This is a genomic window from Antrihabitans cavernicola (assembly GCF_008297975.1).
In the GTDB taxonomy this organism is placed as follows: Bacteria; Actinomycetota; Actinomycetes; order Mycobacteriales; family Mycobacteriaceae; genus Antrihabitans; species Antrihabitans cavernicola.
The window spans coordinates 35,515-60,378 of record NZ_VLNY01000016.1 but is presented as its reverse complement, the minus strand read 5'-3'; the positions used below and the strand labels follow the sequence as shown (position 1 = coordinate 60,378).

Genomic DNA, 24,864 nt, shown 5'->3' with positions numbered 1-24,864 from the left:
CCTAGCGGCCGAAGCCGTTGGGATTGGGCAGCGACGTACTGATGATGATGCGTGCCGTGATCGAACCGTCGTCGGCCTTGTCGCCCTGAATGACGACGCTGTCGCCGACCTTCAGGTCCGACACTTTCGATCCGGACATGGCGACGACCTGCGTCTGGTCGTTGGTGTGCACCGTGACGGGCGATCCGCCGATGCCGTCGACCGTGAGGGTCGACCCGTCGTTGGCCGAGATGCTGCCGACCGTGGCACCGAAATCCTGAATGGCGTTGCCCAGAGCAGGCGGCAGTTGGACGCCGGACGATTCGGGCGATTGCGACGCCCGCGGGCTGGTCCGTGGCGCCGCCGTCGTCGTCGGGGGCAGTGCCTGGGTGCTGGTGCTGCCACCGCTTGCCGTCGTGGACGATTCCGGACTGCCGCCGGTCGCGACGAACGCGATGACTCCCGCCAACGCGAGCACGACGAGGCCCGCCAGGATGCCGAGCCACATCTTCGACTTACGCTTCGGCTCCTGCGTCTGCTCCAGCGGCCGAACCTCGCCGGGATACCCTCCCCAGGGCTGATCTTGGGGTTGTTGCTGGTAGGGCTGCTGTTGATACTGCTGCTGGTAGCCGCCCTGGTAGGTCGGGTAGGCCTGCGTCGGGTTCGGCGGCGGCTGGTTCGGGTCGTAGGTCTGATACGTCGGGAACGCCATCGTCGCGTTGGGCGGCGGTTGCTGTCCGTAGGCCTGATACGGGTCGGCTGTGTGGTAGATCTCCGTCGGCTGATCAGGCTCGATGGGCCGGCCGAACTGATCGGTCGGCCGATCGAACTTCTCGGTCCGAGGATCGTCCGGGTTGCTCATGGGGACAGCGTAGGCGCTTCGCGCAAGGTGAGCGCTTTGGTGGTCCAGGGACCAACTAAACGCTCACCTGCGACGAAGTCGCCTAACCCACCAGCAATCCGGCACCGTCGTCGGTGACTGTCACCGGGACGGTGTCACCGTCGTGCACCTCGCCTGCCAGCAAGCGCTTGGCCAGCTGATCGCCGATCGCTTGCTGAATCAACCTGCGGAGCGGACGGGCGCCGTAGACCGGGTCGTAGCCGCGTACCGCCAGCCAGAACCGCGCCGAATCGGCTACGTCCAGCGTGAGCCTGCGTGCGGCGAGCCGCTTCTGCAGCTGCTCCAACTGGATGTCGACGATGGATTCCAGCTGCTCCTCGTTGAGCGGGTGGAAGATCACCACGTCGTCGAGTCGGTTGATGAACTCCGGCTTGAAGGCGCGACGCACCGCATCCATCACCTGATCCTTGTCACCGCCTGCGCCCAGGTTCGACGTCAGGATCAGGATGGTGTTGCGGAAATCGACGGTCCGACCCTGCCCATCGGTGAGCCGACCTTCGTCGAGCACCGCAAGGAGAATGTCGAACACATCGGGGTGCGCCTTCTCCACCTCGTCGAACAGCACGACCGAGTACGGCCGACGCCTGATCGCCTCGGTGAGCTGACCACCCTGGTCGTAGCCGACGTATCCGGGCGGCGCACCGACTAGGCGCGCGACCGCGTGCTTCTCGCTGTACTCGCTCATATCGATGCGGATCATGGCGCGCTCGTCGTCGAACAGGAAGTCCGCCAACGCTTTTGCCAGCTCCGTCTTACCGACACCGGTCGGACCGAGGAACAGGAACGATCCAGTCGGCCGGTTCGGGTCGGCAACACCGGCCCGCGCCCGACGCACCGCATCGGAGACGGCCTGCACCGGTTCTGCCTGCCCGACGACTCGCTTACCGAGCTCGTCTTCCATCCGCAGCAGCTTCGCGGTCTCACCCTCGAGCATGCGACCCGCCGGAATGCCGGTCCAGGCCGCAACAACATCTGCGACGTCGTCGGGACCCACCTCTTCCTTGAGCATGACGTCACCGTCGCTGGACGCCCCGGAGACCTTCTCGGCCTCGGCGAGTTCCTTCTCCAGCGCCGGGATGCGGCCGTAGCGCAGTTCGGCTGCCTTGCCCAGATCACCGTCGCGTTCGGCACGCTCGGACTCGCCGCGCAACTGGTCGAGCTGCTCCTTGACCACGCGCACCGAGTCTATGGCCTGCTTCTCGTTCTGCCAGCGGGTGCTGAGCTGACTCAGCTTCTCGCGCTCGTCGGCGAGTTCTTGGCGCAACTTCTCCAGTCGGGCCTTCGACGCGTCGTCGGTCTCCTTCTCCAGCGCGACCTCTTCGATCTCGAGGCGGCGAACGATGCGCTCGACCACGTCGATCTCGACCGGTCGCGAATCGATTTCCATGCGCAACCGCGACGCAGCCTCGTCGACAAGATCGATCGCCTTGTCCGGCAGGAACCGCGACGTGATGTACCGATCGCCCAGCGTTGCCGCAGCGACCAGCGCGGAGTCCGTGATGCGGACGCCGTGATGCACCTCGTAGCGATCCTTGAGGCCACGCAGAATTCCGACGGTGTCCTCGACGGACGGCTCGCCGACCACCACCTGCTGGAACCGACGTTCCAGTGCGGCGTCCTTCTCGATGTACTTGCGGTACTCGTCGAGGGTGGTGGCACCGACCAGTCGCAGCTCGCCGCGGGCCAGCATCGGCTTGATCATGTTGCCCGCATCCATCGCCGACTCGCCTGTCGCACCGGCGCCGACGATTGTGTGCAGCTCGTCGATGAAGGTGATGACCTGCCCGGCACTGTTCTTGATGTCGTCGAGGACGGCCTTGAGGCGCTCTTCGAACTCGCCGCGATACTTCGCACCGGCGACCATCGAACCGAGGTCCAGCGACACAACGGTCTTGCCGCGCAACGATTCCGGGACATCGCCCGCGATGATGCGCTGGGCGAGCCCTTCGACGATCGCGGTCTTGCCGACGCCCGGCTCACCGATGAGAACCGGGTTGTTCTTGGTGCGCCTGCTCAAAACCTGTACGACGCGCCGGATTTCGGTATCGCGCCCGATCACCGGGTCGAGCTTGCCGCTGCGGGCCGCCTCGGTGAGATCGGTGCTGTACTTCTCCAGCGCCTGGTAGCTGCCCTCCGGATCGGGACTGGTGACACGAGCACTGCCGCGCACCGTGGTGAACGCATCGCGCAGCGCCACCGAGGTAGCGCCATGGCCTGCAAGGAGTTTGGCGATATCGGAATCGCCCTCACTGAGGCCCACCATGAGGTGCTCGGTGGAGACGTACTCGTCGTCGAGTTCGGTCGCGAGATGCTGCGCAGCGGTCAACGCGGCCACGGCCTCGCGGCTGAGCTGGGGCGACTGGGTTGCGCCGGTGGCCTTGGGCAGGCGGTCGACGATCGACTGTGCCTCGTTGCGGACGCCGATCGGATCGACACCGACCGCCTTGAGCAGCGGTGCGGCGATGCCGTCGGTCTGATCCAGCAACGCCACCAGCAGATGAGCGGGACGGATGTCGGGATTTCCGGCGGACGAGGCCGCCTGAAGTGCCGCTGTCATCGCGGCCTGAGTCTTGGTGGTGGGGCTGAACGAGTCCACGAATCACCTTTCTTCTACGAGTCGAACTGAGTTGTCTATCCACTCAACGTCAGAAGAGTTGAGTCTGTTCCGCTCAACTTGAGAAATTTCGCTCATCTCATGCTCCCACTCGATGGCCCTGCGACATCGTCGCCTCGATAATCTACTATCTACGTATGAATGCAGATAACCAGCCTTGCCGTCGGAAGCTCGACGACGACCAGGTCGGCTTGGTCGTCGAGATCTTCCGCATGCTGGCCGACGCGACCCGCGTGCAGATCCTGTGGGCGCTGGTGGACTGCGAACTGTCGGTGAACGATCTGGCCGACGGCGTGGGAAAACCGGCGGCGTCGGTATCGCAGCATCTCGCGAAGCTGCGGATGGCGCGGCTGGTGCGGACCCGGCGCGACGGCACCTCCATCTACTACAGCCTCGAGAACGACCACGTGCGGCAACTCGTCACGGACGCTGTCTTCAACGCGGAGCACGCCGGGCCCGGCATTCCCGGTCACCACCGCAGCGCAGCGGAGTTGAAAGTGCAGCACTCGTGAAGCACGCGATCCCGCACAGTCACGACGCCGCCGATCGGGTGGACGACGCTCTGGAATCCAGCGCGATCGGGATTCGAGCGGTCAAGATCAGCCTGGTCGCCCTGGGTATCACGGCAATCGTGCAACTCGTGGTCGTGCTGATCTCCGGATCGATCGCGTTGGCTGCGGACACCATCCACAACTTCGCCGACGCCACCACCGCCATCCCACTCTGGATCGCGTTCGCCCTGAGCCGACGAGCAGCGACCAAGCGCTACACCTACGGCTTCGGTCGCGCCGAAGATCTTGCCGGGCTGTTCGTCGTACTGATGATCGCCGTCTCGGCCGGGATCGCCGGCTACGAGTCCGTGCGCAGGCTGATCGATCCCGTCGAGATCGATCACCTCGGGTTGGTGGCGACCGCGGGCGCGGTGGGCTTCGTCGGCAACGAACTCGTTGCGATGTATCGGATCCGGGTAGGACGCCAGATCGGATCAGCGGCTCTGGTCGCCGACGGGCTGCATGCACGAACCGACGGATTCGGTTCGCTCGCAGTACTTGTCGGAGCCGCGGGCGTCGCACTCGGGTTTCCGTTGGCAGATCCGATCGTCGGCTTGCTCATCACCGCGGCCATCGCAGCCGTGCTGTGGACAGCTGCTCGCGACGTGTTCCGACGGCTGATGGACGGCGTCGAACCGGCATTGGTCGACGCGGCCGAACATGCGCTCGCGCACGAGAACGGCGTGGTCGGCGTGCAGAGCCTGCGGCTGCGGTGGATCGGCCACAGGTTGCACGCCGACGCTGAACTCGACGTCGATCCCGATGTCTCGCTACGGGAAGCGCACGAGGTCGCCCACTCCGCGGAACATGCGCTCATGCACGCGGTTCCGAAGCTGGACAGCGCACTGATTCACGCATATCCGGCTCATCACGCATCCTGAGCGGTCACGCACCGGGCGCCGGTGCCGGCGTAGCTGTCGGCGCAGGCTGCCCGCTCGGCGTCGGTTCTACCGGATTGCGTCGCCCGCCCATATCGCCATCACGCGGCCCGCGCATTTCGCCATGGTTCCTTCCGTGGCCACCCATTCCGCCGCCGTCGCGATACATCATGTGATGCCCGCCGTGGCCGTGATCGTGGCCGGAATCGCCGACCGCGTAGCCGATTCCGAAACCGATGCCACCCACGATCAGCACGGCAAGCACCGCCGACACGATCTGGGCTGCGCGCGACGCCCGCCATCGCTGCGTCAGCTTCGGTTTGGCGGGCGTAGCGGGCGGCGGCGTCGGTTCCACGACCGGACCCATTTCTTCGGTGCGATCTTCGTCAGCCATCGTTGGCCCTTTCTTCGGTTTCGAACCCCGACCTACCCAGCCGAAATTAGGCCCGGAAACTGGGAGCTACCTGCGCAACTCCATCGATGTTGCCGTGAACCTTTTACCGGAGCCCAGCGAGCCGTTACTGGTCGCGATGCCGCATGGGCGATACCCTGGGCCGTACTATCTGCCGATCCCGGTGATAGCTCGGGAGGGAGCCAGAATTCGTGAACTTGCGTGAGATTGCGCTTGTCCGCACGAATTTCCGGTCGGTCACGGAGACACCCAACGGCCGCGACCGTCTCAGCAACTCGTTCTACGGTCTGCTGTTCGGCGAGAATCCGATGTTCCGGCAACTGTTTCCGGCAACCATGGAACACCAGCGCGACCGACTGGTCGACGCGATTCAGATCGTCCTCGACCACCTCGAACAACCCGACATCGCACGCGGCTTCCTCGAGCAGCTCGGCCGCGACCACCGCAAATACGGCGTCGACGGCTCGCATTATGCCGCGGCGGCTCGGGCCCTGCACGGCGCGCTCCGGGCGTACACCGGACCGGCGTTCTGGACCGACTCGATCGATCAGGCGTGGTGGCACGTCGCGACGCTGATCAGCGACTCGATGGCGTCCGGCGCCGACACCGACGACATGCCCTCGCACTGGGACGGCACCGTGGTCGATCATCGCCGGGTCCTCGACGATCTGGCCATCGTCCGACTGCGCACCGATACGCCCATCCCGTACGAGGCCGGGCAGTACCTGTCGGTGCGCACCCCGCAGCGTCCCAGGATGTGGCGCTACCTCTCGCCCGCCATCCCGTCGAATCCGCACGGCGAGATCGAATTCCACATTCGCCGCATCTCCGGCGGCTGGGTGAGTCCGTCGATGGTCAACGAAACGCGGGTGGGCGATCGGTGGTCGCTCAGCTCGCCGCTCGGTGGCCTGAAGGTCGACCTGGACAGCGGCGACGACGTGCTGATGATCGGATCCGGCACCGGCATCGCGCCGCTGCGCGCGCAGATCATGGAGATGTCGTCACGCGGGATCAACCCGCGTGTGCACCTGTTCGTCGGCGGCCGCCACCCGTGCGACCTCTACGACCTCTACACCATGTGGGAACTCGCGATGGTCAATCCGTGGCTCACCGTGGTGCCGGTTTCCGAAGAGGAGAACGATCCGTGGTGGCACGTCGAGCCGCCGCGTGAACATCCGATCGGGATGCACCAACGGCTGGTCGGACCGATCGGCAAGGTGGTCGCCAGCTTCGGCGCCTGGACCGATCGGCAGATTCAGATCGCCGGTTCGCCGCGCATGGTGGCTGAGACCACGCAGGAACTGCTGGCGGCAGGCACGCCGTGGGAGCGCATTCAGCACGATCCGGTCTAGCCCCGGTAATCTCCGCGTGGTGTGGAAATCAACGGTGGTGGAACATCATCGGCTTCGCCACGATCTCGCTGTCGTACGACTGATCGGCGAGCCGGTGCCGTTCACAGCAGGGCAATCGCTCGCGGTGCTGACACCGCAGCATCCCGAGAGCCCGCGCCGACTCTCCCCCGCGCTACCGCCGTCGTTGGACGGCAAGCTCGAGTTTCACGTTCGCGCCGTGCCTGCGGGTTGGATCAGCGGCAGCATCGTGAGCGACACCCGACCCGGCGACGTGTGGCAACTCGCCGACCCGCAGGGCTCGATGCACATCGCCGACTCCACCCGCGACGTGCTGTTGATCGCGGGCGGCACCGGCCTTGCTCCGCTGCGTTCGCTGATTCTCGATCTGACGCAGCGCCCCATTCCGCCTCGTGTCTTTCTGTTCATCGGCGGCCGCAGCCCGCGCGACCTGTACGCCTCCGACATGCTCTACCTGCTGAGTAGGGAATTGCCTTGGCTCACAGTGGTTCCCGTCGTCGAGCAGATCGCCGATCCGGACTGGCGTGACGAGTGGCATGAGCGAAGCTGGGTCAACGTCGGCTTCACCGTCGACGACATTCTGCAGGGCACGCTCGCCGACGTGGTCTGTGCGCACGGCAAGTTCGCCGACAGCCAGGTGCTGGTGTGCGGATCCCCGGCGATGACGAGGGTGACGGTCGATCAGCTGATTCGCAACGGCACGCCTGCCGAGAACATCAGCCACGATCCGATCTAGAAGAGGGGGTCGTGCCGGAAGTTCGCCGTGGGGGTACCTGCCGCCATCATTCGGAATTTCGTGGTCTGCACCATCGGCGGCGGCCCGACGATCTGAACGTCACGATCTGCCCAGGAACCCAGTGCGGCAACCACTTTGCCGATCTGGCCGGTGATCCTGTTCGCCATGGCGGGTGAGGTGCGGTCCTGCGAACCGTGGAACCACCACGGGTTGTCGTCCACCTCGGATACCGGTGTGATGGTCAGCCACGGATTCATCGCCGCAATGTCGCTGAGCACGTCGATGTCGTAGATGTCGCAGGGGTGGTGCCCGCAGACGAACAGATGGACCCGAGGGTTCTGGGGCCGCTGCGCCATCTCCATCAATTGCGCACGCAACGGCGCGATGCCGGTACCGCTCGCCACCATCAACATGTCGCGCGTGGGATCCTTCGGCAGCCCCAGCTCACCCAGGGGCGAGCCGAACAGCCAGCGATCGCCGATGTCGGTGCTGCCCACCATCGCCTGGCTCACCCAGCCGCCTGCGATCGATCGGATGTGGAACTCGATCTCACCGGCGTCGTTGGCCGGATTGGCCGGCGACATGAACCGCCACATCTTCGGACGCTGCGGGATCTGCACGCTCATGTACTGACCGGCGGTGTAGGCGATCGGCACATCGAGCTGCAATCGGATGATCGCCGCGTTGCGGAGGACGCGCTCGTGTTCGATCACCGTGCCTGCCCACACCGAAGCGCCGGACACCCCGTTGGCGCCCTCCTTCATGGTGGTGGCGATCAGGTCCAGTACATCGGTCCAGGCTTCGTCGACCGCATCGGTCCACAGTTCGTTCGCGGCGAACTTGCGCAAGGCGGCTACCAGCGAGTCGCCGACGGCCACATAGTGCACATCGCGCACGCCGTACTTGCGGTGATCGGTGCCGAGTTGGCGGAGAAACGGCAGCAGCTTGTCCGGCTCGTCGAGCCGATCCACCACGTACGCAATCGCTTTCACCAGTCGGTCACGTTGCGAGAGCATGACGGCGGGAAACAGATCACGAAGATCCGGATGGTGCGCGAAGAGGATCGAGTAGAACGAGCGCGCGAGCCGATCCGGCCCGTCTTCCTGTGCGGCTACTGCCTTGAACGACGCCCGAACCAACGAGACAGATTGCGAATCCACTGCCGCCTTCTCCGATTCCAGGCTGCCATTCGGCGAGCGCCGATCGGTTACAGCGCAACTATAAGCGACATTTACGAGGATTGGAATCGTTTCGTGATATTCGGATTGCTGCTTTTTGCAATCACTCACGGTAGAGGGGCCGTCCCTGGAACCATCGCGTGGCCTGCGGCGACACCCAAATCTGGAACAGGTTCTGTTATTACCAATCAGTAACGACTTCAATGCGGATAAGGAGGGCAATGTACTGCCGGAAATTGGCTGTTTTGGAAATCGGACAATTCGTTTTCACCGGTTGCGCCAATTCCGTCCGTACAACGATTCCGCATCAGCGAAACCGTACGGTTTCATAGCCCCACCGCCTCGGCACCGCAAAAGGCTACTGTCGGGTTACCGGGAACAGATTCCCGCGGACCGAGTTCCATCCGAGATCGATAGAACTAGGAGCGTGCCACCGATGACCGACGCACCCAAGCCCGATACCTCCGTTGCGAAGACACCCGGCGATTCGACGGATCTCGCGAATTCGCAGGGGCACACGGTAATTGCCGACACCGTTGTCGCCAAGATCGCAGGCATCGCCACCCGCGAAATCGACGGCGTACGCGATCTCGGTGGCGGCGCTGCGCGTGTGGTGGGTCGGCTGCGCGAGAGTTTGCCTGGCGCATCGACCAATGTTTCGCAAGGCGTCTCGGTGGAGGTGGGCGAAAAGCAGGCCGCCATCGACGTCGGCATCGTTGCGTATTACGGCACGGCAATCCACGAACTCGCGGCGGCGATTCGACGCAACGTCATCAACGCCGTGGAGCGGATGACCGGACTCGATGTGATCGAGGTGAACGTCACCGTGCACGACGTGTACCTCGAGGGCGACGACGACAGCAGCGGCGACTCCGAGCAGGAGCCCGCCAAGCCGCCGAGGGTCCAGTGACCGATGCCGTCGCTACCGCGCAACTGGTAGCCGAGGCGGTGGCGCGAATCGACGGTGTGGTCCGACTGCACGGTGGGACCTTCGGCGAGGTCGCCACCTACCGCGCGGGCGGGCGAATCGCCGGCGTGCGTATCGGGGAGACTGAAGGCGAAGTGCACGTGGTCGCCGGTCTGCACCGGAACGTGCGCACGGTTGCCGAGGAAGCGCGCGCCGCAGCGGAGCGGATTGCGGGAGTGCCGGTCACGGTCACCGTCGCGGATGTGGCCACCGACGAGGAAGCGGCACAGGAAGGGACATGACGATGACAGGCGACGGCATCGACGACCGGACCGATCGGTCGTACGCCGCTGCCCGCCGCGCCATCATCCGAGCCCATCACCCCGACGTCGGCGGTTCCGCGGAGCGGTTGGCCGCAGAGTTGGCCCGTCTCGATCGGCGTCTCGGACCCGCGGCCGTTCACGAAGATCTCCGGCCTCGGCTACGACGGCGGATTGCGCGCGGCGCTCGGAGCGTCCGCACCCGCTTGCCCCGCAAAGTTCCCGGCAGTAAGCGCTATTTCAGCATCTAGCTAGTCCAGCACAGCAGATTGGGAGGCGAAATGAACAACGCAACACTCGGCCTGTTCATCGGGTTACTCTTGGCGATCGCAGGCGTGACCGGCGGCTTCGGCGGTTTCTTGCTCGCCGTGGTCCTCGGCGCCATCGGTCTGGCGATCGGGCTGCACCTCGACGGCAAGCTGGACCTGAGCGGCCTGCTGCGGAGCAGGGGCCGTGGCTGACGCGGATATCGCTGCGCCCCAGCTCGATTCGCAAGACCCGGGACTGCGCGGCACACTGACCATCAAGAACAAGGTGGCAACGCGCATCGCCGAACACGCGGCGCTCGACGTCCCCGAGGTGATCAAGCACAGCTCTCGGCTGGGCGCGCTGACCGGTCGTGAACTGCCGCGGGCCGTCGTCGACATGACACCGGTGCATCCGAACGTCCATGTCGACATCGCCGTGGCGTGGCCGAGTCCTGTTGCGGCCGTGTGCCGTCAGGTGCGTACCCGGGTTGCCGACGAACTGGACCGACTGACCGGGCGCAAGCCGAGCCGAGTCGACGTCTCGGTCACCGAAGTGGTCGCGAACCAAGAGGAAGGTGAATCCGCATGAGCGTCACCGATCTGGACCCCTCGCCAGCCAAGAAGCCCGCAGCAAGCCCGATCGCGGCTCCGATCGCCACGCTGACATCGCTTGCTCTGATCACGCTGTCCGTCATCGCTTTTCGGGAGTTCCTGATCGAGCGCGGCGCGGTCGGCGGTCGACCGTGGATTCGCAACACATTCGAATGGATCAGCCGACTCGGTTGGCAGGGCTGGATGTTGCCAGCCGCCATCGGTGCGGTGATCGTCGGACTGCTGCTGCTCTACACGGCGCTGGCACCACGCGGCAGAACCCATCTGGCAGCAAAGGATTCACCGGAACTGTGGTTGCGTCCTACCGATGCGGCAAGGCTCTCAACAGCCGCGGCGCTGCGCGTTCCCGGGGTACTCAGCGCACAGACCACCGTGGGTAAGCGGGTTGCGAGGATTTCGGCGGTGACCGATTCCACCGATTCGACGACCGTTGCGGAATCGGTCCGATCGAACGTGGTCGGCGTTCTCGACGGCTTGGATTCGCCGCCGCGAGTCAAGGTTTCCGTTCACAAGGGGATCACGCAGCAAACCGTCGTGGACCAATCCCTTGTGGAGAAGGAGGCAACGGCATGAAGCGCTCCACCGCAAGCATCGACCGATTGATCACCGCACTGTTGGCGGCCACCCTGCTGATCGGTGGCCTGCTCGCCCTCGCGTGGCGAGCCGACATCCATTTTGCCGACAGGGTTTTCGCGCACGCCGAGCCGCGCTGGTACGGCGATGCGCCGAAGGAGACCTGGTGGGATTGGGCGCTGCTCGGCGCATCGATTCTGCTGCTGTTGCTCGGCTTGTGGCTGCTACTCGCGAACCTGCGGCCCAATCGGGTGGGTGCGGTGTCCTTGCACGGCAGCGATTCGCTCGGCACGTTGGCGGTCAGCCCCGCACAGATCGGCCGTGCTGTCGCGACCACGTTGGAGCGCAAGCCGGAAGTGCATTCGGTGACCTCGAAGGCGGTGGTCGATCGTGGCCAACGCACGCTCCGCATGACATTGACGGCCGAGCCGACCGTGCCGCTGGACAAGCTTCGGCGTCTCGCGGCCGAGAGTCGCAACGACATCGACCGCGCGCTGGAGGGTTCCGACGTCGCGACGCAGTTCTACGTGCGCTATCTGTCTGCTGGAGCGGCGAAGCCGGCGAAACGTGTTGCCGCGAAGCCTGCGCCGCGGGTGATCTAGCCTGCGATGAGAGTGCTGGTCGGCGTATCCGTCGTGACGGTGATCTGCGCCGTCGCGCAGTGGGTGTACGTGGTGTCGCAGCTGCTGGCGAACGGTGTGGTCGAAGTCGGCGGCGCGATGTTCGAGACGTTGGTGGTGTTCTCGGTACTCGTCGGCGTGGTGGCCGCGCTACTCGGTGCAGTCGTGGGCGCCGTTGTACTCATTCGACAATCCGACCGCGGGCTGCCTGGCACTCTGATGGCGGTCGGGCAGATACTGACCGTGGTGTCAGCCATCGCGATCGTCTTCTGGGCCCTCAACTTCGGCTCCACCGGCTGGGAACTGTTGCTGCTACCCGCAGCGCTGATGTTCGGCCAGATCCCCGTCGCCGTCGGCCTGTTCACGCTGCGGCGCCACCGCCGAGGCGCGCTCGCGAACTGACTGGCGCACCGACCCGCGCACGTTGTGTACGCGTCGCGCACGTTGCAACGATCGCGGCACGTACACAACGTGCGCGTTCTGCGTTTACTAGCCGCGCCGATTCTTCGGCTGCCACACGACAAGTGCAGTACTCCGAGGAATCGGCACCAGATCGCCGCGCCGGTAGGCGCCACCATGCAACTGCGTTATCTCCGCTGCCATCTCGGTGATCCGATGCTGCAGCGCCTCCACCTGATTGGTGAGGTCGATGATGCGTTTGATCCCCGCGAGGTTGACGCCCTCGTCCTGCGACAGCCGCTGCACCTCACGGAGCAGTGCGACATCGCGGGCCGAGTAGCGCCGACCTCCGCCCGACGTGCGTTGCGGGGTAACCAAACCGAGCCGGTCGTAGGTGCGCAACGTCTGCGCGTGCATACCCGCGAGCTCGGCGGCAACCGAGATCACGAACACCTCTTCCGACTCCATCATCAAGCTCCTGCCCAGCCCGATCGTGGATCGAAGCCGCCGGCCTTTTCGACCTCGAGATACTTGGTCAGTGCCTCGGTGGCCGCGTCGTCCAGCTTCTGCGGAATGGCGACGCGCACGGTGACCAACAGATCGCCCGCACCGCCTGCCCGCTTCGGCACACCACGACCGCGAACACGCAGGATGCGACCGTCGACGGTCCCTGGCGGAACCTTCACGCCGACACGGCCTTCCAGCGTCGGCACCGACACCGTGGTGCCCAGCACCAGCTCGCCGTAGCTCACCGGCAGCACCAGCGTCAGGTCGTCGCCGACCCGGCCGAACACCTTGTCGTTGCGCACGTGCACCGTCACGTACAGATCACCCGACGGCGCACCGCGCAAGCCCGCCTCACCTTGACCGGCCAACCTGATCCGCTGGCCGTCGCTCACGCCGGAGGGCACGCGCACCGTGATGGTGCGGGTGCGGTTCTGGATTCCGGTGCCGCGGCAGTCGTCGCAGGGATCGTCGATCAGCGAGCCGGTACCGCGGCAGTCGTCGCACGGCTCACTGAAGCCGAACGCACCCTGATTGCGGCTGACGATGCCGGAACCGTTGCAGTTCGGGCACACTCGCGGACTGGTGCCCGGCTTGGCGCCGCTGCCGTGGCACGTTGTACACGGCGACGGACTGGTCATCCGCAGCGGAACCGTCACACCCTGGGCAGCCTCGCGGAAGCCCAACGTCGTCTCGGTTTCCACATCGCTACCCCGGCGTGGCCGGGTAGTGGTCGGGCGAGCCGCACCGCGGTTGAACAAACCACCGAACAGGTCGCCGATGCCACCGTCGCCGCCTTGAGCTCCGCCACCGAACAGGTCACCGATGTTGAATTCGGTTCCACCGCCGGTGAATCCGCCACCGGCACCGGGCTGGAAGCCGCCGCGACCGCCGCCTGCGAACAGGCGCCGAGTCTCGTCGTACTCCTTGCGCTTCGCCGGATCGGCCAGCACGGCGTTGGCCTCGCTGACCGACTTGAACCGCTCTTCGGCCTTGGTGTCACCCGGATTCTTGTCCGGATGCAGGCTCGACGCGAGCTTGCGGTACGCCTTCTTGATCTCGTCGGAGGAGGCGCTGGAGGAGACACCCAGCTCCTTGTAGAAGTCCTTCTCGATCCACTCCCGTTGGCTCACTGGGCATCTCCTCCTCTCACCGCGTTATTGCTGTTCTTCGTCGACATCGGGTTCGACGCCGACAGGGGCAACCGCATCGGTCACACCCACCATGGCGTGCCGCAGCACGCGGTCGCCCAGCGCATAGCCTTTGCGCATCACGACGCCGATGACCGGATCCCGGCCGTCGCCCTCGTGTTGCACGGCCTCGTGCAGGTTCGGGTCGAAAGGTTCACCCTCCGTACCGAACTCGCTGAGACCGATCTTGGCCAACGCCGCACCGAGCTTGTCCGCCAACGATTTCAGCGGACCGGTCTCGAGATCGCCGTGCGCACGCGCACGCTCGAGATCGTCGACAACGCCCAGCAACTCGACCACCGCCGATTCCTTGCCTGCCTCACGCGCAGCCTTCTTCTCGCGATCGGCACGCTTGCGGAAGTTCGCGTACTCGGCGGAGAGCCGCTGCAGATCAGCGGTCCGCTCCGCGAGTTCGACGTCGCGCGAATCCGGTTCGGCAGCGGGTTCGACGACCTCAGCAGTCCCCGGCTCCGGCTGCGCCGCAGCAGCGGTTGAGCCAGGCTGCGGCGCAGCGGTGGGAACCGTGATGGTTTCCGTCACCTGCTGCGACGCGTCCCGAACCTCACCGGTGTCCGGATCGATCTTCCGCTTGTCGACGAACGTGACCGGTTCTTGCTCGGCGCCAAATCCCCCGTCGCTTCGCTCGCCCCGCCCGCCGGTCACTTCTTGTCCGCGTCGGTCGGCTCGTCGACGACCTCCGCGTCCACAACGTCGTCCGCGTGAGCGGAACCGTCGGTCGGTCCGGCACCGTCACCCTGGGCTGCGCGCTCTTCGGCGGCCGATGCCTCGTAGATCGCCTGGCCGAGGGCCTGCGACTCGGTGGCCAGCTTCTCCACCGCGGACTTCACTGCGGAGATGTCAGAACCCGCCAGGGCAGTGTTGGCCTCGGTGATCGCAGCCTCCACCTTCTCCTTGACGTCGGCGGGCACCTTCTCTTCGTTGTCCTTGATGAACTTCTCGGTCTGGTGCACCAGCGACTCGGCCTGGTTGCGAACCTCGGCCTCTTCGCGGCGGGCCTTGTCTTCCTCGGCATGCGCCTCGGCGTCCTTGACCATCCGGTCGATCTCTTCCTTGGACAAGCCGGAGCCGTCCTGGATCTTGATCGTGTTCTCCTTGCCGGTGCCCTTGTCCTTCGCGGTCACGTGCACGATGCCGTTGGCATCGATGTCGAAGGTGACCTCGATCTGCGGGACGCCACGCGGGGCCGGGGGCAGACCGGTCAGCTCGAACGAGCCGAGCAGCTTGTTGTGCGACGCGATCTCGCGCTCACCCTGGAACACCTGGATCTGCACCGACGGCTGGTTGTCGTCTGCTGTGGTGAAGGTCTCGGACCGCTTGGTGGGGATGGTGGTGTTGCGCTCGATGAGCTTGGTCATCACGCCACCCTTTGTCTCGATGCCGAGGGACAGCGGCGTGACGTCGAGGAGCAGAACGTCCTTGACCTCACCCTTGAGCACGCCTGCCTGCAAGGCTGCGCCGACCGCGACGACCTCGTCGGGGTTGACGTTCTTGTTCGGCTCACGGCCACCGGTCAGCTCGCGCACCAGATCGGAGACGGCGGGCATACGGGTGGAGCCACCGACCAGCACGACGTGGTCGATGTCGCCGACCGAGATACCTGCGTCCTTGATCACGGACTGGAACGGCGCACGCGTGCGATCGAGCAGGTCCGAGGTGATCTTCTGGAACTCCGAGCGGGTCAGCTGCTCGTCGAGGAACAGCGGGTTCTTGTCGGCATCGACCGTGATGTAGGGCAGGTTGATCGACGTGCTCTGTCCGGATGACAGCTCGATCTTCGCCTTCTCGGCAGCCTCACGCAGACGCTGCAGGGCCATCTTGTCCTTGGTCAGGTCGATGCCCTGGCTGGCCTTGAACTTGTCGACGAGCCAGGTGACGATGCGCTCGTCCCAGTCGTCGCCACCGAGGTGGTTGTCACCGGAGGTCGCGCGGACCTCGACGACGCCGTCGCCGATCTCGAGCAGGGACACGTCGAACGTGCCGCCACCGAGGTCGAAGACCAGGATGGTCTGTTCTTTCTCGCCCTTGTCCAGGCCGTACGCCAGTGCGGCGGCGGTGGGCTCGTTGACGATGCGCAGCACGTTGAGGCCGGCGATCTGGCCGGCTTCCTTGGTGGCCTGACGCTGTGCGTCCTCGAAGTACGCGGGGACGGTGATGACCGCGTCGGTGATCTCTTCACCGAGGTAGGACTCCGCGTCGCGCTTGAGCTTCATCAGAGTGCGGGCGCTGATCTCCTGCGCCGTGTACTTCTTGCCGTCGATCTCCACGTTCCAGTCGGTGCCGATGTGGCGCTTGACCGAGCGGATGGTGCGGTCGACGTTGGTGACCGCCTGGTTCTTGGCGGGCTGGCCGACCAACACTTCGCCGTTCTTGGCGAAAGCGACGATCGACGGTGTGGTCCGCGCGCCCTCGGAGTTGGCGACCACTACGGGCTCGCCGCCCTCCAGAACGGACACGACGGAGTTGGTGGTTCCGAGGTCGATCCCGACCGCACGAGCCATTGTTGTTCCTCCCTATTACGGTTGCCACGACGCTGGTGCGGCGCGGCGGTGTATTTCTTGCACCCTGTAGGTCTTGCACGCAGTACATCTGAGCGTGAGCGGCTCAAGCTTGCCCGGCTGCCCCATCGGCCGTCAAGTCGAACTTGAGCGAACCGCACTCAATGCTGTCGAAGTGTCCAACGGGCGTCTGCGCAGATTTGTTCCCGGTGCGCCCGGTCCAAGCCGAAATCGGGGCAGCAACGAAGTCAGTGCATGAGCACCCTGGCGCTGATCGGACTACTCGGCGGTCTGATCACCGGAATTTCACCCTGCATCCTGCCGGTACTCCCCGTCATCTTCATCTCCGCAGGCGCACAGGGCACCCGCGAGACCGAAGGCGCCGGCGGCGGAACAGCGACCCTGGTGAAACAGCCGTCGAAACTGCGGCCCTACCTGGTGATCGCCGGACTGGTGCTGAGCTTTGCAACCTTCACTCTGGTCGGATCGGCACTGCTGTCCGTCCTCGGCCTGCCGCAAGACCTGCTGCGCTGGGCGGGATTGGTCGTGTTGGTGCTGATCGGGATCGGGCTGATCTTTCCGCAGTTCGAGCACATCCTGGAGAAGCCGTTCTCGTGGATTCCGCAGCGCCAGGTCGACACGCAACGCAGCGGATTCGTTCTCGGCCTCGCACTCGGCGCGGTCTACGTGCCGTGCGCGGGGCCCGTGCTCGCGGCAATCGCCGTTGCCGGCTCGACCGGCGAAATCGGCTGGGACACAATTGTTCTCACCGTCACATTCTCGATCGGCGCCGCAATTCCACTGCTGATATTCGCGTTGGCCGGGCGTCGGGTCGCGGAACGGGTCCGGGCATTTCGCCAGCGGCAACGCGCCATTCGAATGGTCGGCGGAATCCTGATGATCGCGCTGGCGATCGGCCTCGTCTTCGACCTGCCCGCGGTGCTGCAGCGCGCAATACCCGACTACACCAGCGCGCTGCAGGACAAGGTAGGCGACTCCAGCGATATCCAGAACAAGCTCGATCTCGGCGGGCTCGTCAACGATCAGAACCGCGATCTGGACGAGTGCACCGACGGCGCAACGCAATTGGAAAGCTGCGGGACGGCTCCCGACATCAAGGGCATCACCAACTGGATCAACACCCCCGACGGGCAGCCGATCGATCTGAAAAGCCTGCACGGCAAGGTGGTCCTGATCGACTTCTGGGCGTACTCGTGCATCAATTGCCAGCGCTCCATCCCGCACGTGGTCGACTGGTACAACACCTACCGCAACGACGGCTTCGAGGTGATCGGCGTGCATGCGCCGGAGTACGCGTTCGAGAAGGAGACCCGCAACGTGATCTCCGGTGCCCAGAAACTCGGGATCACGTATCCCATCGCCCAAGACAACAACCTCGCAACCTGGACCAACTACCGCAATCGGTACTGGCCCGCGCACTACCTGATCGACGCGTCGGGTGTGGTTCGGCACGTCAAGTTCGGCGAGGGCGACTACGACGTGACCGAAAACCTCATCCGCCAGCTGGTGAAGGACAACAACGCCAAAGCCGACCTCCCGCAGATGACGGCGAACACCGACACCACACCGCAATCCTCGACAACGCGCGAGACGTACTTGAACGTCGGCAAACAGGTCAACTACGCAGGGCCCGGCCCGCTGCTGGCAGGCGAAGCCACCTACGACTATCCGACTCCCTTTCCCGCCGACTCGTTCGCGATGCGAGGCCGATTCGACGTCGATTACGAAGGTGTCACCGCCATCGACGACCAGGCGAGCATCCGACTGAACTACCACGCTCGCCAGGTGTTCATCGTTGTCGGCGGCCAAGGCACCCTGACCGTCGACGAGAACGGCGTCCAGCAGAAGATCCCGATCAGCGGAGCTCCCACGCTGTACAAGATTCACGACGGTCCGACGAACGCCGCGAGCAGCCTCACCGTGAGTCTCGACAAAGGGCTGCAAGCGTTTTCGTTCACCTACGGCTGATCGCGAATCTCATACCTCGGTGTGACGCCCGCGGGCGCAGGTGGCACCTAGCGTCGACGGGGTGACCTTCCGAAACCTGCTTCGGCATGCCAGATACGCACTGACCGCACCGCCACGTTCGGTGGTCGCGGTGACACAGTCGCGCGATTACCGCGTGCTGATCAACGCCGTCCTTGCCGGCTGCGTCGGTCTGCTCGCCTGGTTCCTGGCGTTTCTTGCCGTGCTCGGAGCCTTCCGCGGAATCTTCTACCCCCTGATCGACGACGACAGTTACGCCCAATCGTGGGGCGGGCCGACACTCGCCGGAGCTTGGGCCGTCCACGCACTCGCCGTGTTCCTCGTGCCGGTGTTCGGCCTTGCGATCGCCGCGATCGGGATACTGCAACTGCGTCTCGCCCGCAGGTTGCTCGACCGTTCGGGGCCGATCTGGCCGGTACCTTTCGCCGTTGTGCTGCTGATCGGTGGGCTCTTCTTCTTTGTGTCCTGGCTCCACCAGGCGCAGTGATCGGCCTCGAACTGTAGATTCTGTAACCAAACCGGTGGCTGAATGCGACATTCAAGCTGAAACGGCAGCGAGCCGGAGCTGGAACAGATGGGGAGTGTATGGCCACGGGACTGGGCCTACGGGTCGGTGATGCCGAGAGCGTTGCCGCCATTGTGACGTCCGGCCGCCTCTCCGAACCCGAATACGTGGTGCGCCCGACCGTTTTGCACATGTCCGACGACGGCGACACCGTGCTCGGCGACGCTCCGGCCGACGGCACCTACAAGACGGTGTCCGATTTCGTGGGCCACGTCGGCGATCCCGAGGGCATCAGCGTCGATCAGGGCGATGCGTATCGCGCCGAAGACCTCGTCGCCACCGCCATGTTCTGCCTGATCAACGAGGTCGGCGATCGACTCGGCGAGCCCAATCGGATCGTTGCGACGTATCCGGCGGAGTGGACCGGACCGACCGTCGACTCGGTACGCGACTCACTCGACTACCTGGGGCTCAACCAGGTCAAACTGGTCCGACAGGACGACGCAGGTTCGGACAAGGATCTGGCTCTCGGCGCTGCGCTGGTCGCCCACGATGCGGCGTCCGGAACGGTGCCGGTCTCCGGCGCGGCAGGCGACCCGCAGGACATGACCGAAGAGTTCCCGGTGACCGCAGGTCCGATGGTCGGCGCGCAGGCCTATTCGACGGCGACCGAAATCCCCATCGCCCTGCCGCCACTCGACGTACCGCCGAGCAGCCAGATCGTCGAGGCGGAAGCGGTTCCGGAAAAGCGCCGCAAGACTCCGCTGATCATCGCCGCCGGTGCGGCGGCCGTACTCGCCCTCGGCGGTGGTGCGGTCGCAATCGCCCTGCAGAGCAACGACACCACCGAGGTGCCGACCATCCGCGATGCCCCGACCAGCGCTGTCGTTCCGCCGACCACCACGCGCACCTCGGCACCCGTCGTGTTCGCGCCGCCCACTCAGACTCAGGAGCAAGAGTCGGTCGCTCCGCAAACGACGCAGGCACCTGCGCCGCCCCCGCCACCCCCGGTGACGACACCGCCGCCGCCACCCCCGGTCACGACACCGCAGCCGCCACCCCCGACGACTGAACCGCCAGTCACGGTCGCACCGACGACCGTCCCGTCCGAGGAACCGACCGAGACCGACTCACCGACCACCACACGGCATTTTCCAACCGTTCCGAATCCGTACGGGATCCCCACTTTCCCGCGTCCGGGCGACCCCAACTACCCGTACTGAGGCAACGCTGCAGGTGACGCCGCTGCGCCCATCGTGGTGCAAGCTTTTGTCCCCTCGTGCCCTAGTGTTATGGCGCACGGTCGGGGAGTTGAAGGGATTTCATGCGTAAGTCGGTGGCGCTTCGCGCTGCAGTAATCGGTTCCACAGCGATACTGCTCTACACGTCGTTTTCCTCCTTCACAGCCAGTGCGGCACCCGCGGATTCCGCTGCGCCGACCCAGCTTTCCGCTGATCAGCTGCCTGCCGAGCTCACACAGGCCATCCAGCGCGATCTGAAGATGAGCCCGCAGGAATACCTGAACCGGGCCGCGGCTGCACAGAAGCTCGGCAGCTACGCGCGTGAATTCCGTGCCGAGCACCCGCAGGCGTTCGCCGGTGCGTTCATGGGCCAGGACGGCTCTGCCACGGTTGCCGTCACCTCGAACGAAGCGGCTGCCATCGCCGCCAAGGACGGCTACAAGACGCGGATGGCGCCCATCTCCGCGGACGGCCTGGAGCAGTCGCTCGCCGAGCTGAACCGTTGGCTGTCGAAACTTCCGCGTGAGGCGAGCTCGCAGGTCAATTCCATCGCCATCGATCTGCTGAACAATCAGATCGTCGTCGACATCGCGAACAGCCCCATCGGTCGCGTACTGAATCTCCCGACAGTCCTCGCGAACATCAAGGTGATCCTGTCGCCGGGTGGCGGCGGTCCGGTCGACCACTCGCCGATGGGTGGCGACACCTACATCACCGCGAAGAGCACTCTGAAAGGCACGCCGCCGAGCGAAATCGGTGTGTGCTCGTTCGGCTTCAACAGCACCGATTCCGTCGGCAACGCCATCAACATCACCGCGGGCCACTGCAACCCCAACGTGACGACCGGCGGCACCGCTCCCGTCTTCGGTCCGACGCCGTCGCACCTGGAGAACAGCCCCCAGATCGGCGTATTCGCCAAGTCGACGCTGGGTGGCAGCTCCGAACTCGACTACTCGCTGATCAAGCTGAACAAGACGGCAACCAACGCGGGGCTGGATCGTCCGCACGTGCGCGGCGCCAACGGCACCACGTTGACGATCACCGGAACCGCCGCACCCGTGGTCGGCGCTCCGCTGTGCAAGACGGGTCAGACCTCCACCTTCACCTGCGGAATCGTCGCAGCCGATCGGGTGGAGACCCAGTTGTTCACCGACGACGGCTCCAGCCGGACGGTTCGCGGATTTGCCAGCACCGCATGCACCCTCGCGGGTGACAGCGGCGGCGCAATCGTCTCCGGCACTCTGGCCCTCGGCATCACCAGCGGGTCCAACAGCGCGATGGCGCCGGACTGCGACGAGGCCAACCGAGTCCTCGCTCCGAATGGTGGAACCGCAAGCCTCGGCATCCCGATTCGCGAGATTCTGGCCGACGCGAACTCGTCGTCGGGCGGCGGCATCGGCTCCGGACTTGCTGTGCGTACCGGTAACAGCGCCAGTTGATTCATTTCGCTGCCCTATAGTCTTTCGTTGTGACCGCGCCTTTCGCGCTGGTGTCCCATAACGCGAGAGGCATTCATGCGACGCTCCATCGCACGTAAGGCTGCACTGTTCGGTTCCACCGCACTGCTGCTGCTCGGCCCGACGACGGCCATCGCGCAGGCGGACCCCGGTACCGACCCAGGCGTTTCGGATCAGGCGGCGCATCTGCCGATCGAACTGACCCAGGCGCTGCAGCACGACCTGCAGCTGACGCCGGACCAGTACATCGAGCGCTCCGAGCTGGCTCAGAAGCTGGGCGAGTTCGCGTCGATCGCGCGGATTCAGTACCCCGACGCGTTCGCGGGCAGCTGGCTCGACGATCAGGGCAAGGCGATCGTCGCACTGGCGGGACCGAACGCGGGTCCCGCGCGCGCTGCCGCACAGGCCGCCGGCTTCGGCGTCAAGGATGTCGCGCGGTCGGAGGCGAGTCTCAACGATCAGCTCACCGCCTTCGACGATTGGCTTCGCGGCCAGCCCACCGACGTCGCCAAGCTGGTTCGCGGTGCCGCGGTCGACCTGCTGAACAACACGCTGTCGATCCGGGTGCAGCAGGTCGCGGGCGGCGTGCCGCTGCCCGGCTTCCTCGATCCGTTCCAGCCTCGCGTGCTCGTCACACCCCCTGCCGTCGGACCGGAGAAGGCGCCAACCAAGGCCGCCGACATCGCCGCGGCTACACCGGACTCCCTCGAAGGCGGCGACGCCTACGCAGCACTCGCCGGCGACAACTCGCTGCGGTGCTCGCTCGGCTTCAACGGCACCGATGCAGCGGGTCGCGTCGTGAACATCACCGCAGGCCACTGCGACCCCAATCTGGCCGCCGCAGGCACCGCCGACGCCACGCCGGTCCACGCGGTCGGCGTCGGTGACAGCGTTGGCCCCAAGGTCGGCTCGTTCGAGAAGACGGTGCTCAACAGCCACGACTACGCCCTGATCGGCATCGACGAGGCGGCCAAGACCCGGTTCCAGAACAACCTGGTTCGCGTGCCAGGCCAGGCACCCGTCGCCATCGATGGTGTTGCTCAGCCGGTTGTCGGCGCGCCGGTCTGCAAGTCGGGATCGCGCACCGGATTCAGCTGCGGCACAATCAATTCCGTCGGCCAGTCGGTGACGGTCGGCGATCGCACGCTCAACGACGCGTTCTCCACCACCATCTGCGCACTGCCCGGTGACAGCGGCGGCGCCATCATCACCGGCACCAAGGCCCTCGGAGTTTCGAGCGCGTCGTCGGTAGCCGACGCACCGTTCTGCGCCATTCCCGAGCTGATCGGTTCGATCACCGGCGACACCCCGATTCTCTTCGCCACCACGCTCAACGTTGTGCTGGCCGAGAACCCGGGCCTGCAGGTGCGCACCTCCTGACGTGAGCGAGGGGCCCCCTCACGACGTCTATTGGCGTGCGGGGTCCCCCGGCTCGTTCACCTGGTCGGCGTAGCGCTGTAGGTAGAGCGGCCAGCCAGCCTCGTTGTCGACGCCGTCGCGCACCGCTTCCCAGCCGTCACCATGGCGCTCGAGATTGCGATGTTCGAGCTCGACGCGCGTGCTGTCGGCGGATTGGGCGATGAATCGGACCTCCACCTCGCTCGTCTTGTTCGGGTCGGTCTCGATCTGCCAGCGCATATCGATATCCCAGCTGAACACGAGGCGGTTCGGCGGCTCGTAGGCCAGCACGCGCGCCCAGCGGCACTCGGTGCCATCGACGCCGCGGTCGTAGATGTTGCCCCCGACGCGGGGCTCGAAGACCGTCTCCGCAATCGGGACGGCCAAGAGGTTGTGCTCGCGCGGCTTGATGGCGTCGAATCTGTCGACGAAAACAGAGAACGCTCGCTCGAGCGGTGCGTTGACGACGATCGTCTGCTGTATCGGCTCTGCCTGGGTGTGCGTCATGATCTCTCCTCGTCGTGTTCGACAACCTCTTTGTAGGCGGCCAGGGACTGGCTCCAAAACCTGTCGAGCTGCGCGCGCAGCGCTTCCATGCCGTTCGGATCGAGCTGATAGATGCGCCGAGTGCCCGCGGCGCGATCACAGACCAGACCGGCATCCTTGAGCACCTTCAGGTGCTGTGACACCGCAGGTCGACTGATCGGCATCCCGCGGGCGATATCGCCGACCGCGCACGGGCCTGCCGCAAGCCGTTCGAGAATCGTGCGCCTCGTCTTGTCGGCGAGTGCGCCCCATTCATCTCCCGCTTGGTAAGTAGCCACTAACCGTAAGTATCCACTTACGGATGGGTGCGGTCAAGGCTTGAACACGAAAAAACCCGCCCTCCAGAAGGAGAGCGGGCTCTGTCGGTAAAGCTGAGATCAGTTACTTCGGCAGCTGATCGGCGTACTTGCTGGTGCCCGGAGGCGCCGTGAGCGTGCTGACCAAGTCGACGCCCGCGATGAGCAGCGTCGGACCGCCGGCAACGATGGTGCCGATGACGCCACCCACGCCTGCGCCCGTGGCGATGCCACCGAGGATCGTCGCGAGACCAACGGGGCCGCCAAGGAGGCCCGCACTGCCGATGATGCCGCCGACAACGGCACCGATTGCGGTGCCGGTGAGGCCACCGATCGCGGTTGCAATACCGAGCTGGGTTGCGAAGGCGCTCATCGCCGCCTGGTTCTCGATCGTCGAGGCAACCGGGCGCAACAGCGGCTTACCGTGCAGCAGGTCCGGCGTGGTCTCGAGGACCTTGCCGTCGTTGCTCACCTTGTTCACCAAAGGAAAGGTCGCGTTGTTGAAGTTGAATGCGAGCGGAAGGGTGACGAGCGCGTTGCCCGACGCCTTGTCCTTCACATCGACAGTCTTGCCGTCACTCGACACCTGGAAGAAACCGCCGTCCAGGGTGGTCACCACCGTTTTGTCGACGAGCTTGGCCTCGTAGCCGACCCCCTTGTCGGTAGGCGCGGCCGGCGCTGCGGCCGACGTGCCCATTCCGACTCCCATAGCAGCAATTACGAGCACCGCGGTCGCGGTGAGTCTGCGGATGTTCATACTGAAATTGATCCATTCCTACTCAGGTCTGCAGCGTCCTGCTCTGGGTTTCGAGGGCGTTCGAATCCCCAGGTTTCACGATAGGTTTTGTCAACCCTCCCCGACGACCGTGAAGCAGGACACATTGGACAGGCTGGGGTGAGCGTAGC

At 65.2% G+C, this 24,864-nt stretch carries 28 protein-coding genes; 17 read left to right on the top strand and 11 right to left on the bottom strand.

Annotation, left to right across the window (positions count from 1 at the left end):
* Nucleotide 1: 1 nt before the first annotated feature.
* Nucleotides 2-841 (bottom strand): DUF5666 domain-containing protein, encoded by an 840-nt coding sequence (locus FOY51_RS23275; protein ID WP_149432663.1) that lies wholly within the window; start codon nt 839-841, stop codon nt 2-4.
* Between the two features lie 82 nt (nt 842-923).
* Nucleotides 924-3,476, bottom strand: coding sequence for an ATP-dependent chaperone ClpB (gene clpB / locus FOY51_RS23270; protein WP_149432662.1), 2,553 nt, complete (start codon nt 3,474-3,476; stop codon nt 924-926).
* Nucleotides 3,477-3,631: 155 nt separating this feature from the next.
* On the opposite strand from clpB, the gene FOY51_RS23265 reads away from it, so the two are divergent.
* On the top strand, nt 3,632-4,006 hold the full coding sequence (locus FOY51_RS23265) for an ArsR/SmtB family transcription factor (RefSeq protein ID WP_149432661.1): 375 nt from the start codon (nt 3,632-3,634) through the stop codon (nt 4,004-4,006).
* On the top strand, nt 4,003-4,926 hold the full coding sequence (locus tag FOY51_RS23260) for a cation diffusion facilitator family transporter (protein WP_149432660.1): 924 nt from the start codon (nt 4,003-4,005) through the stop codon (nt 4,924-4,926). The genes FOY51_RS23265 and FOY51_RS23260 overlap by 4 nt, the downstream gene beginning before the upstream one ends.
* Nucleotides 4,927-4,930: 4 nt before the next feature.
* On the opposite strand, the gene FOY51_RS23255 is transcribed toward FOY51_RS23260, so the two are convergent.
* On the bottom strand, nt 4,931-5,317 hold the full coding sequence (locus FOY51_RS23255) for a hypothetical protein (protein ID WP_149432659.1): 387 nt from the start codon (nt 5,315-5,317) through the stop codon (nt 4,931-4,933).
* A 209-nt stretch (nt 5,318-5,526) separates the two neighbouring features.
* Here FOY51_RS23255 and FOY51_RS23250 point away from each other — a divergent pair, with 209 nt between their 5' ends.
* Both FOY51_RS23250 and FOY51_RS23245 read left to right on the top strand, forming a co-directional pair.
* Nucleotides 5,527-6,687, top strand: a complete 1,161-nt coding sequence (locus FOY51_RS23250; protein ID WP_149432658.1) for an FAD-binding oxidoreductase — start codon at nt 5,527-5,529, stop codon at nt 6,685-6,687.
* Between the two features lie 19 nt (nt 6,688-6,706).
* Entirely contained in the window at nt 6,707-7,441 is a 735-nt protein-coding gene (locus FOY51_RS23245; protein WP_235916673.1) for an FAD-binding oxidoreductase, read from the top strand.
* On the opposite strand, the gene FOY51_RS23240 is transcribed toward FOY51_RS23245, so the two are convergent.
* Nucleotides 7,438-8,601: an FAD-binding oxidoreductase gene (locus tag FOY51_RS23240; RefSeq protein WP_149432656.1), complete on the bottom strand. Its 1,164-nt coding sequence runs from the start codon at nt 8,599-8,601 to the stop codon at nt 7,438-7,440. The genes FOY51_RS23245 and FOY51_RS23240 overlap by 4 nt on opposite strands.
* A gap of 454 nt (nt 8,602-9,055) precedes the next feature.
* Here FOY51_RS23240 and FOY51_RS23235 point away from each other — a divergent pair, with 454 nt between their 5' ends.
* From FOY51_RS23235 to FOY51_RS23200, 8 genes are read left to right on the top strand one after another with little or no spacing between them, the layout of a single operon-like run.
* Complete coding sequence (locus tag FOY51_RS23235) at nt 9,056-9,529, top strand: Asp23/Gls24 family envelope stress response protein (protein ID WP_149432655.1); 474 nt, start codon at nt 9,056-9,058, stop codon at nt 9,527-9,529.
* Nucleotides 9,526-9,828 carry a hypothetical protein gene (locus FOY51_RS23230; RefSeq protein WP_149432654.1) on the top strand — a complete coding sequence of 101 codons (303 nt, stop codon included), beginning with the start codon at nt 9,526-9,528 and terminating at the stop codon, nt 9,826-9,828. Before FOY51_RS23235 ends, FOY51_RS23230 begins: the two co-directional genes overlap by 4 nt.
* Entirely contained in the window at nt 9,825-10,097 is a 273-nt protein-coding gene (locus FOY51_RS23225; protein WP_149432653.1) for a hypothetical protein, read from the top strand. Before FOY51_RS23230 ends, FOY51_RS23225 begins: the two co-directional genes overlap by 4 nt.
* Nucleotides 10,098-10,127: 30 nt before the next feature.
* Nucleotides 10,128-10,307, top strand: coding sequence for a DUF2273 domain-containing protein (locus FOY51_RS23220; RefSeq protein ID WP_149432652.1), 180 nt, complete (start codon nt 10,128-10,130; stop codon nt 10,305-10,307).
* Nucleotides 10,300-10,683, top strand: coding sequence for an Asp23/Gls24 family envelope stress response protein (locus FOY51_RS23215; protein ID WP_149432651.1), 384 nt, complete (start codon nt 10,300-10,302; stop codon nt 10,681-10,683). The genes FOY51_RS23220 and FOY51_RS23215 overlap by 8 nt, the downstream gene beginning before the upstream one ends.
* Nucleotides 10,680-11,279: a DUF6286 domain-containing protein gene (locus FOY51_RS23210; protein ID WP_149432650.1), complete on the top strand. Its 600-nt coding sequence runs from the start codon at nt 10,680-10,682 to the stop codon at nt 11,277-11,279. The genes FOY51_RS23215 and FOY51_RS23210 overlap by 4 nt, the downstream gene beginning before the upstream one ends.
* Nucleotides 11,276-11,881 (top strand): hypothetical protein, encoded by a 606-nt coding sequence (locus tag FOY51_RS23205; protein ID WP_149432649.1) that lies wholly within the window; start codon nt 11,276-11,278, stop codon nt 11,879-11,881. Before FOY51_RS23210 ends, FOY51_RS23205 begins: the two co-directional genes overlap by 4 nt.
* Nucleotides 11,882-11,887: 6 nt before the next feature.
* Nucleotides 11,888-12,301, top strand: a complete 414-nt coding sequence (locus FOY51_RS23200) for a hypothetical protein (protein ID WP_149432648.1) — start codon at nt 11,888-11,890, stop codon at nt 12,299-12,301.
* A gap of 87 nt (nt 12,302-12,388) precedes the next feature.
* Here the strand turns inward: FOY51_RS23200 and FOY51_RS23195 are convergent, their stop codons facing one another.
* From FOY51_RS23195 to dnaK, 4 genes are read right to left on the bottom strand one after another with little or no spacing between them, the layout of a single operon-like run.
* The gene (locus tag FOY51_RS23195; RefSeq protein ID WP_149432647.1) at nt 12,389-12,769 is read right to left on the bottom strand and encodes a heat shock protein transcriptional repressor HspR; all 381 of its coding nucleotides are present in this window, start codon (nt 12,767-12,769) and stop codon (nt 12,389-12,391) included.
* Nucleotides 12,769-13,935, bottom strand: coding sequence for a molecular chaperone DnaJ (gene dnaJ / locus FOY51_RS23190; RefSeq protein ID WP_149432646.1), 1,167 nt, complete (start codon nt 13,933-13,935; stop codon nt 12,769-12,771). Before dnaJ ends, FOY51_RS23195 begins: the two co-directional genes overlap by 1 nt.
* Before the next feature lie 24 nt (nt 13,936-13,959).
* On the bottom strand, nt 13,960-14,655 hold the full coding sequence (gene grpE, locus FOY51_RS23185) for a nucleotide exchange factor GrpE (protein ID WP_149432645.1): 696 nt from the start codon (nt 14,653-14,655) through the stop codon (nt 13,960-13,962).
* Nucleotides 14,652-16,511: a molecular chaperone DnaK gene (gene dnaK, locus FOY51_RS23180; protein WP_149432644.1), complete on the bottom strand. Its 1,860-nt coding sequence runs from the start codon at nt 16,509-16,511 to the stop codon at nt 14,652-14,654. Before dnaK ends, grpE begins: the two co-directional genes overlap by 4 nt.
* Before the next feature lie 252 nt (nt 16,512-16,763).
* Here dnaK and FOY51_RS23175 point away from each other — a divergent pair, with 252 nt between their 5' ends.
* The 5 genes from FOY51_RS23175 (at nt 16,764) to FOY51_RS23155 (ending at nt 23,098) form a co-directional block, all read left to right on the top strand.
* Nucleotides 16,764-18,497, top strand: a complete 1,734-nt coding sequence (locus FOY51_RS23175; protein ID WP_149432643.1) for a cytochrome c biogenesis protein DipZ — start codon at nt 16,764-16,766, stop codon at nt 18,495-18,497.
* A 61-nt stretch (nt 18,498-18,558) separates the two neighbouring features.
* Nucleotides 18,559-19,002, top strand: a complete 444-nt coding sequence (locus tag FOY51_RS23170) for a hypothetical protein (RefSeq protein WP_149432642.1) — start codon at nt 18,559-18,561, stop codon at nt 19,000-19,002.
* 98 nt (nt 19,003-19,100) lie between these two features.
* Entirely contained in the window at nt 19,101-20,243 is a 1,143-nt protein-coding gene (locus FOY51_RS23165) for a hypothetical protein (protein ID WP_149432641.1), read from the top strand.
* Between the two features lie 101 nt (nt 20,244-20,344).
* The gene (locus FOY51_RS23160; protein WP_149432640.1) at nt 20,345-21,700 is read left to right on the top strand and encodes a S1 family peptidase; all 1,356 of its coding nucleotides are present in this window, start codon (nt 20,345-20,347) and stop codon (nt 21,698-21,700) included.
* Nucleotides 21,701-21,775: 75 nt separating this feature from the next.
* Nucleotides 21,776-23,098 (top strand): S1 family peptidase, encoded by a 1,323-nt coding sequence (locus tag FOY51_RS23155; RefSeq protein ID WP_149432639.1) that lies wholly within the window; start codon nt 21,776-21,778, stop codon nt 23,096-23,098.
* Nucleotides 23,099-23,125: 27 nt separating this feature from the next.
* Here FOY51_RS23155 and FOY51_RS23150 read toward each other — a convergent pair whose 3' ends face one another.
* The 3 genes from FOY51_RS23150 to FOY51_RS23140 all read right to left on the bottom strand — a co-directional run bounded on the left by FOY51_RS23150 (nt 23,126) and on the right by FOY51_RS23140 (nt 24,715).
* Nucleotides 23,126-23,623: an SRPBCC family protein gene (locus FOY51_RS23150; RefSeq protein ID WP_149432638.1), complete on the bottom strand. Its 498-nt coding sequence runs from the start codon at nt 23,621-23,623 to the stop codon at nt 23,126-23,128.
* Nucleotides 23,620-23,940: an ArsR/SmtB family transcription factor gene (locus FOY51_RS23145; protein WP_149432637.1), complete on the bottom strand. Its 321-nt coding sequence runs from the start codon at nt 23,938-23,940 to the stop codon at nt 23,620-23,622. The genes FOY51_RS23150 and FOY51_RS23145 overlap by 4 nt, the downstream gene beginning before the upstream one ends.
* Nucleotides 23,941-24,043: 103 nt before the next feature.
* On the bottom strand, nt 24,044-24,715 hold the full coding sequence (locus FOY51_RS23140) for a DUF8020 domain-containing protein (RefSeq protein WP_149432636.1): 672 nt from the start codon (nt 24,713-24,715) through the stop codon (nt 24,044-24,046).
* Nucleotides 24,716-24,864: the final 149 nt, after the last annotated feature.

Excerpts from the sequence above, each read along its gene's own strand:
- FOY51_RS23265 (WP_149432661.1), top strand. The coding sequence starts at position 3,632 with ATGAATGCAGATAACCAGCCTTGCCGTCGGAAGCTCGACGACGACCAG.
- FOY51_RS23255 (WP_149432659.1), bottom strand. The coding sequence starts at position 5,317 with ATGGCTGACGAAGATCGCACCGAAGAAATGGGTCCGGTCGTGGAACCG.
- dnaK (WP_149432644.1), bottom strand. The coding sequence starts at position 16,511 with ATGGCTCGTGCGGTCGGGATCGACCTCGGAACCACCAACTCCGTCGTG.
- FOY51_RS23140 (WP_149432636.1), bottom strand. The coding sequence starts at position 24,715 with ATGAACATCCGCAGACTCACCGCGACCGCGGTGCTCGTAATTGCTGCT.
- FOY51_RS23150 (WP_149432638.1), bottom strand. The coding sequence starts at position 23,623 with ATGACGCACACCCAGGCAGAGCCGATACAGCAGACGATCGTCGTCAAC.
- FOY51_RS23195 (WP_149432647.1), bottom strand. The coding sequence starts at position 12,769 with ATGATGGAGTCGGAAGAGGTGTTCGTGATCTCGGTTGCCGCCGAGCTC.
- FOY51_RS23275 (WP_149432663.1), bottom strand. The coding sequence starts at position 841 with ATGAGCAACCCGGACGATCCTCGGACCGAGAAGTTCGATCGGCCGACC.
- FOY51_RS23210 (WP_149432650.1), top strand. The coding sequence starts at position 10,680 with ATGAGCGTCACCGATCTGGACCCCTCGCCAGCCAAGAAGCCCGCAGCA.
- FOY51_RS23220 (WP_149432652.1), top strand. The coding sequence starts at position 10,128 with ATGAACAACGCAACACTCGGCCTGTTCATCGGGTTACTCTTGGCGATC.
- FOY51_RS23175 (WP_149432643.1), top strand. The coding sequence starts at position 16,764 with ATGAGCACCCTGGCGCTGATCGGACTACTCGGCGGTCTGATCACCGGA.
- FOY51_RS23160 (WP_149432640.1), top strand. The coding sequence starts at position 20,345 with ATGCGTAAGTCGGTGGCGCTTCGCGCTGCAGTAATCGGTTCCACAGCG.
- FOY51_RS23205 (WP_149432649.1), top strand. The coding sequence starts at position 11,276 with ATGAAGCGCTCCACCGCAAGCATCGACCGATTGATCACCGCACTGTTG.
- FOY51_RS23200 (WP_149432648.1), top strand. The coding sequence starts at position 11,888 with ATGAGAGTGCTGGTCGGCGTATCCGTCGTGACGGTGATCTGCGCCGTC.
- FOY51_RS23235 (WP_149432655.1), top strand. The coding sequence starts at position 9,056 with ATGACCGACGCACCCAAGCCCGATACCTCCGTTGCGAAGACACCCGGC.
- FOY51_RS23165 (WP_149432641.1), top strand. The coding sequence starts at position 19,101 with ATGGCCACGGGACTGGGCCTACGGGTCGGTGATGCCGAGAGCGTTGCC.
- FOY51_RS23155 (WP_149432639.1), top strand. The coding sequence starts at position 21,776 with ATGCGACGCTCCATCGCACGTAAGGCTGCACTGTTCGGTTCCACCGCA.
- FOY51_RS23225 (WP_149432653.1), top strand. The coding sequence starts at position 9,825 with ATGACGATGACAGGCGACGGCATCGACGACCGGACCGATCGGTCGTAC.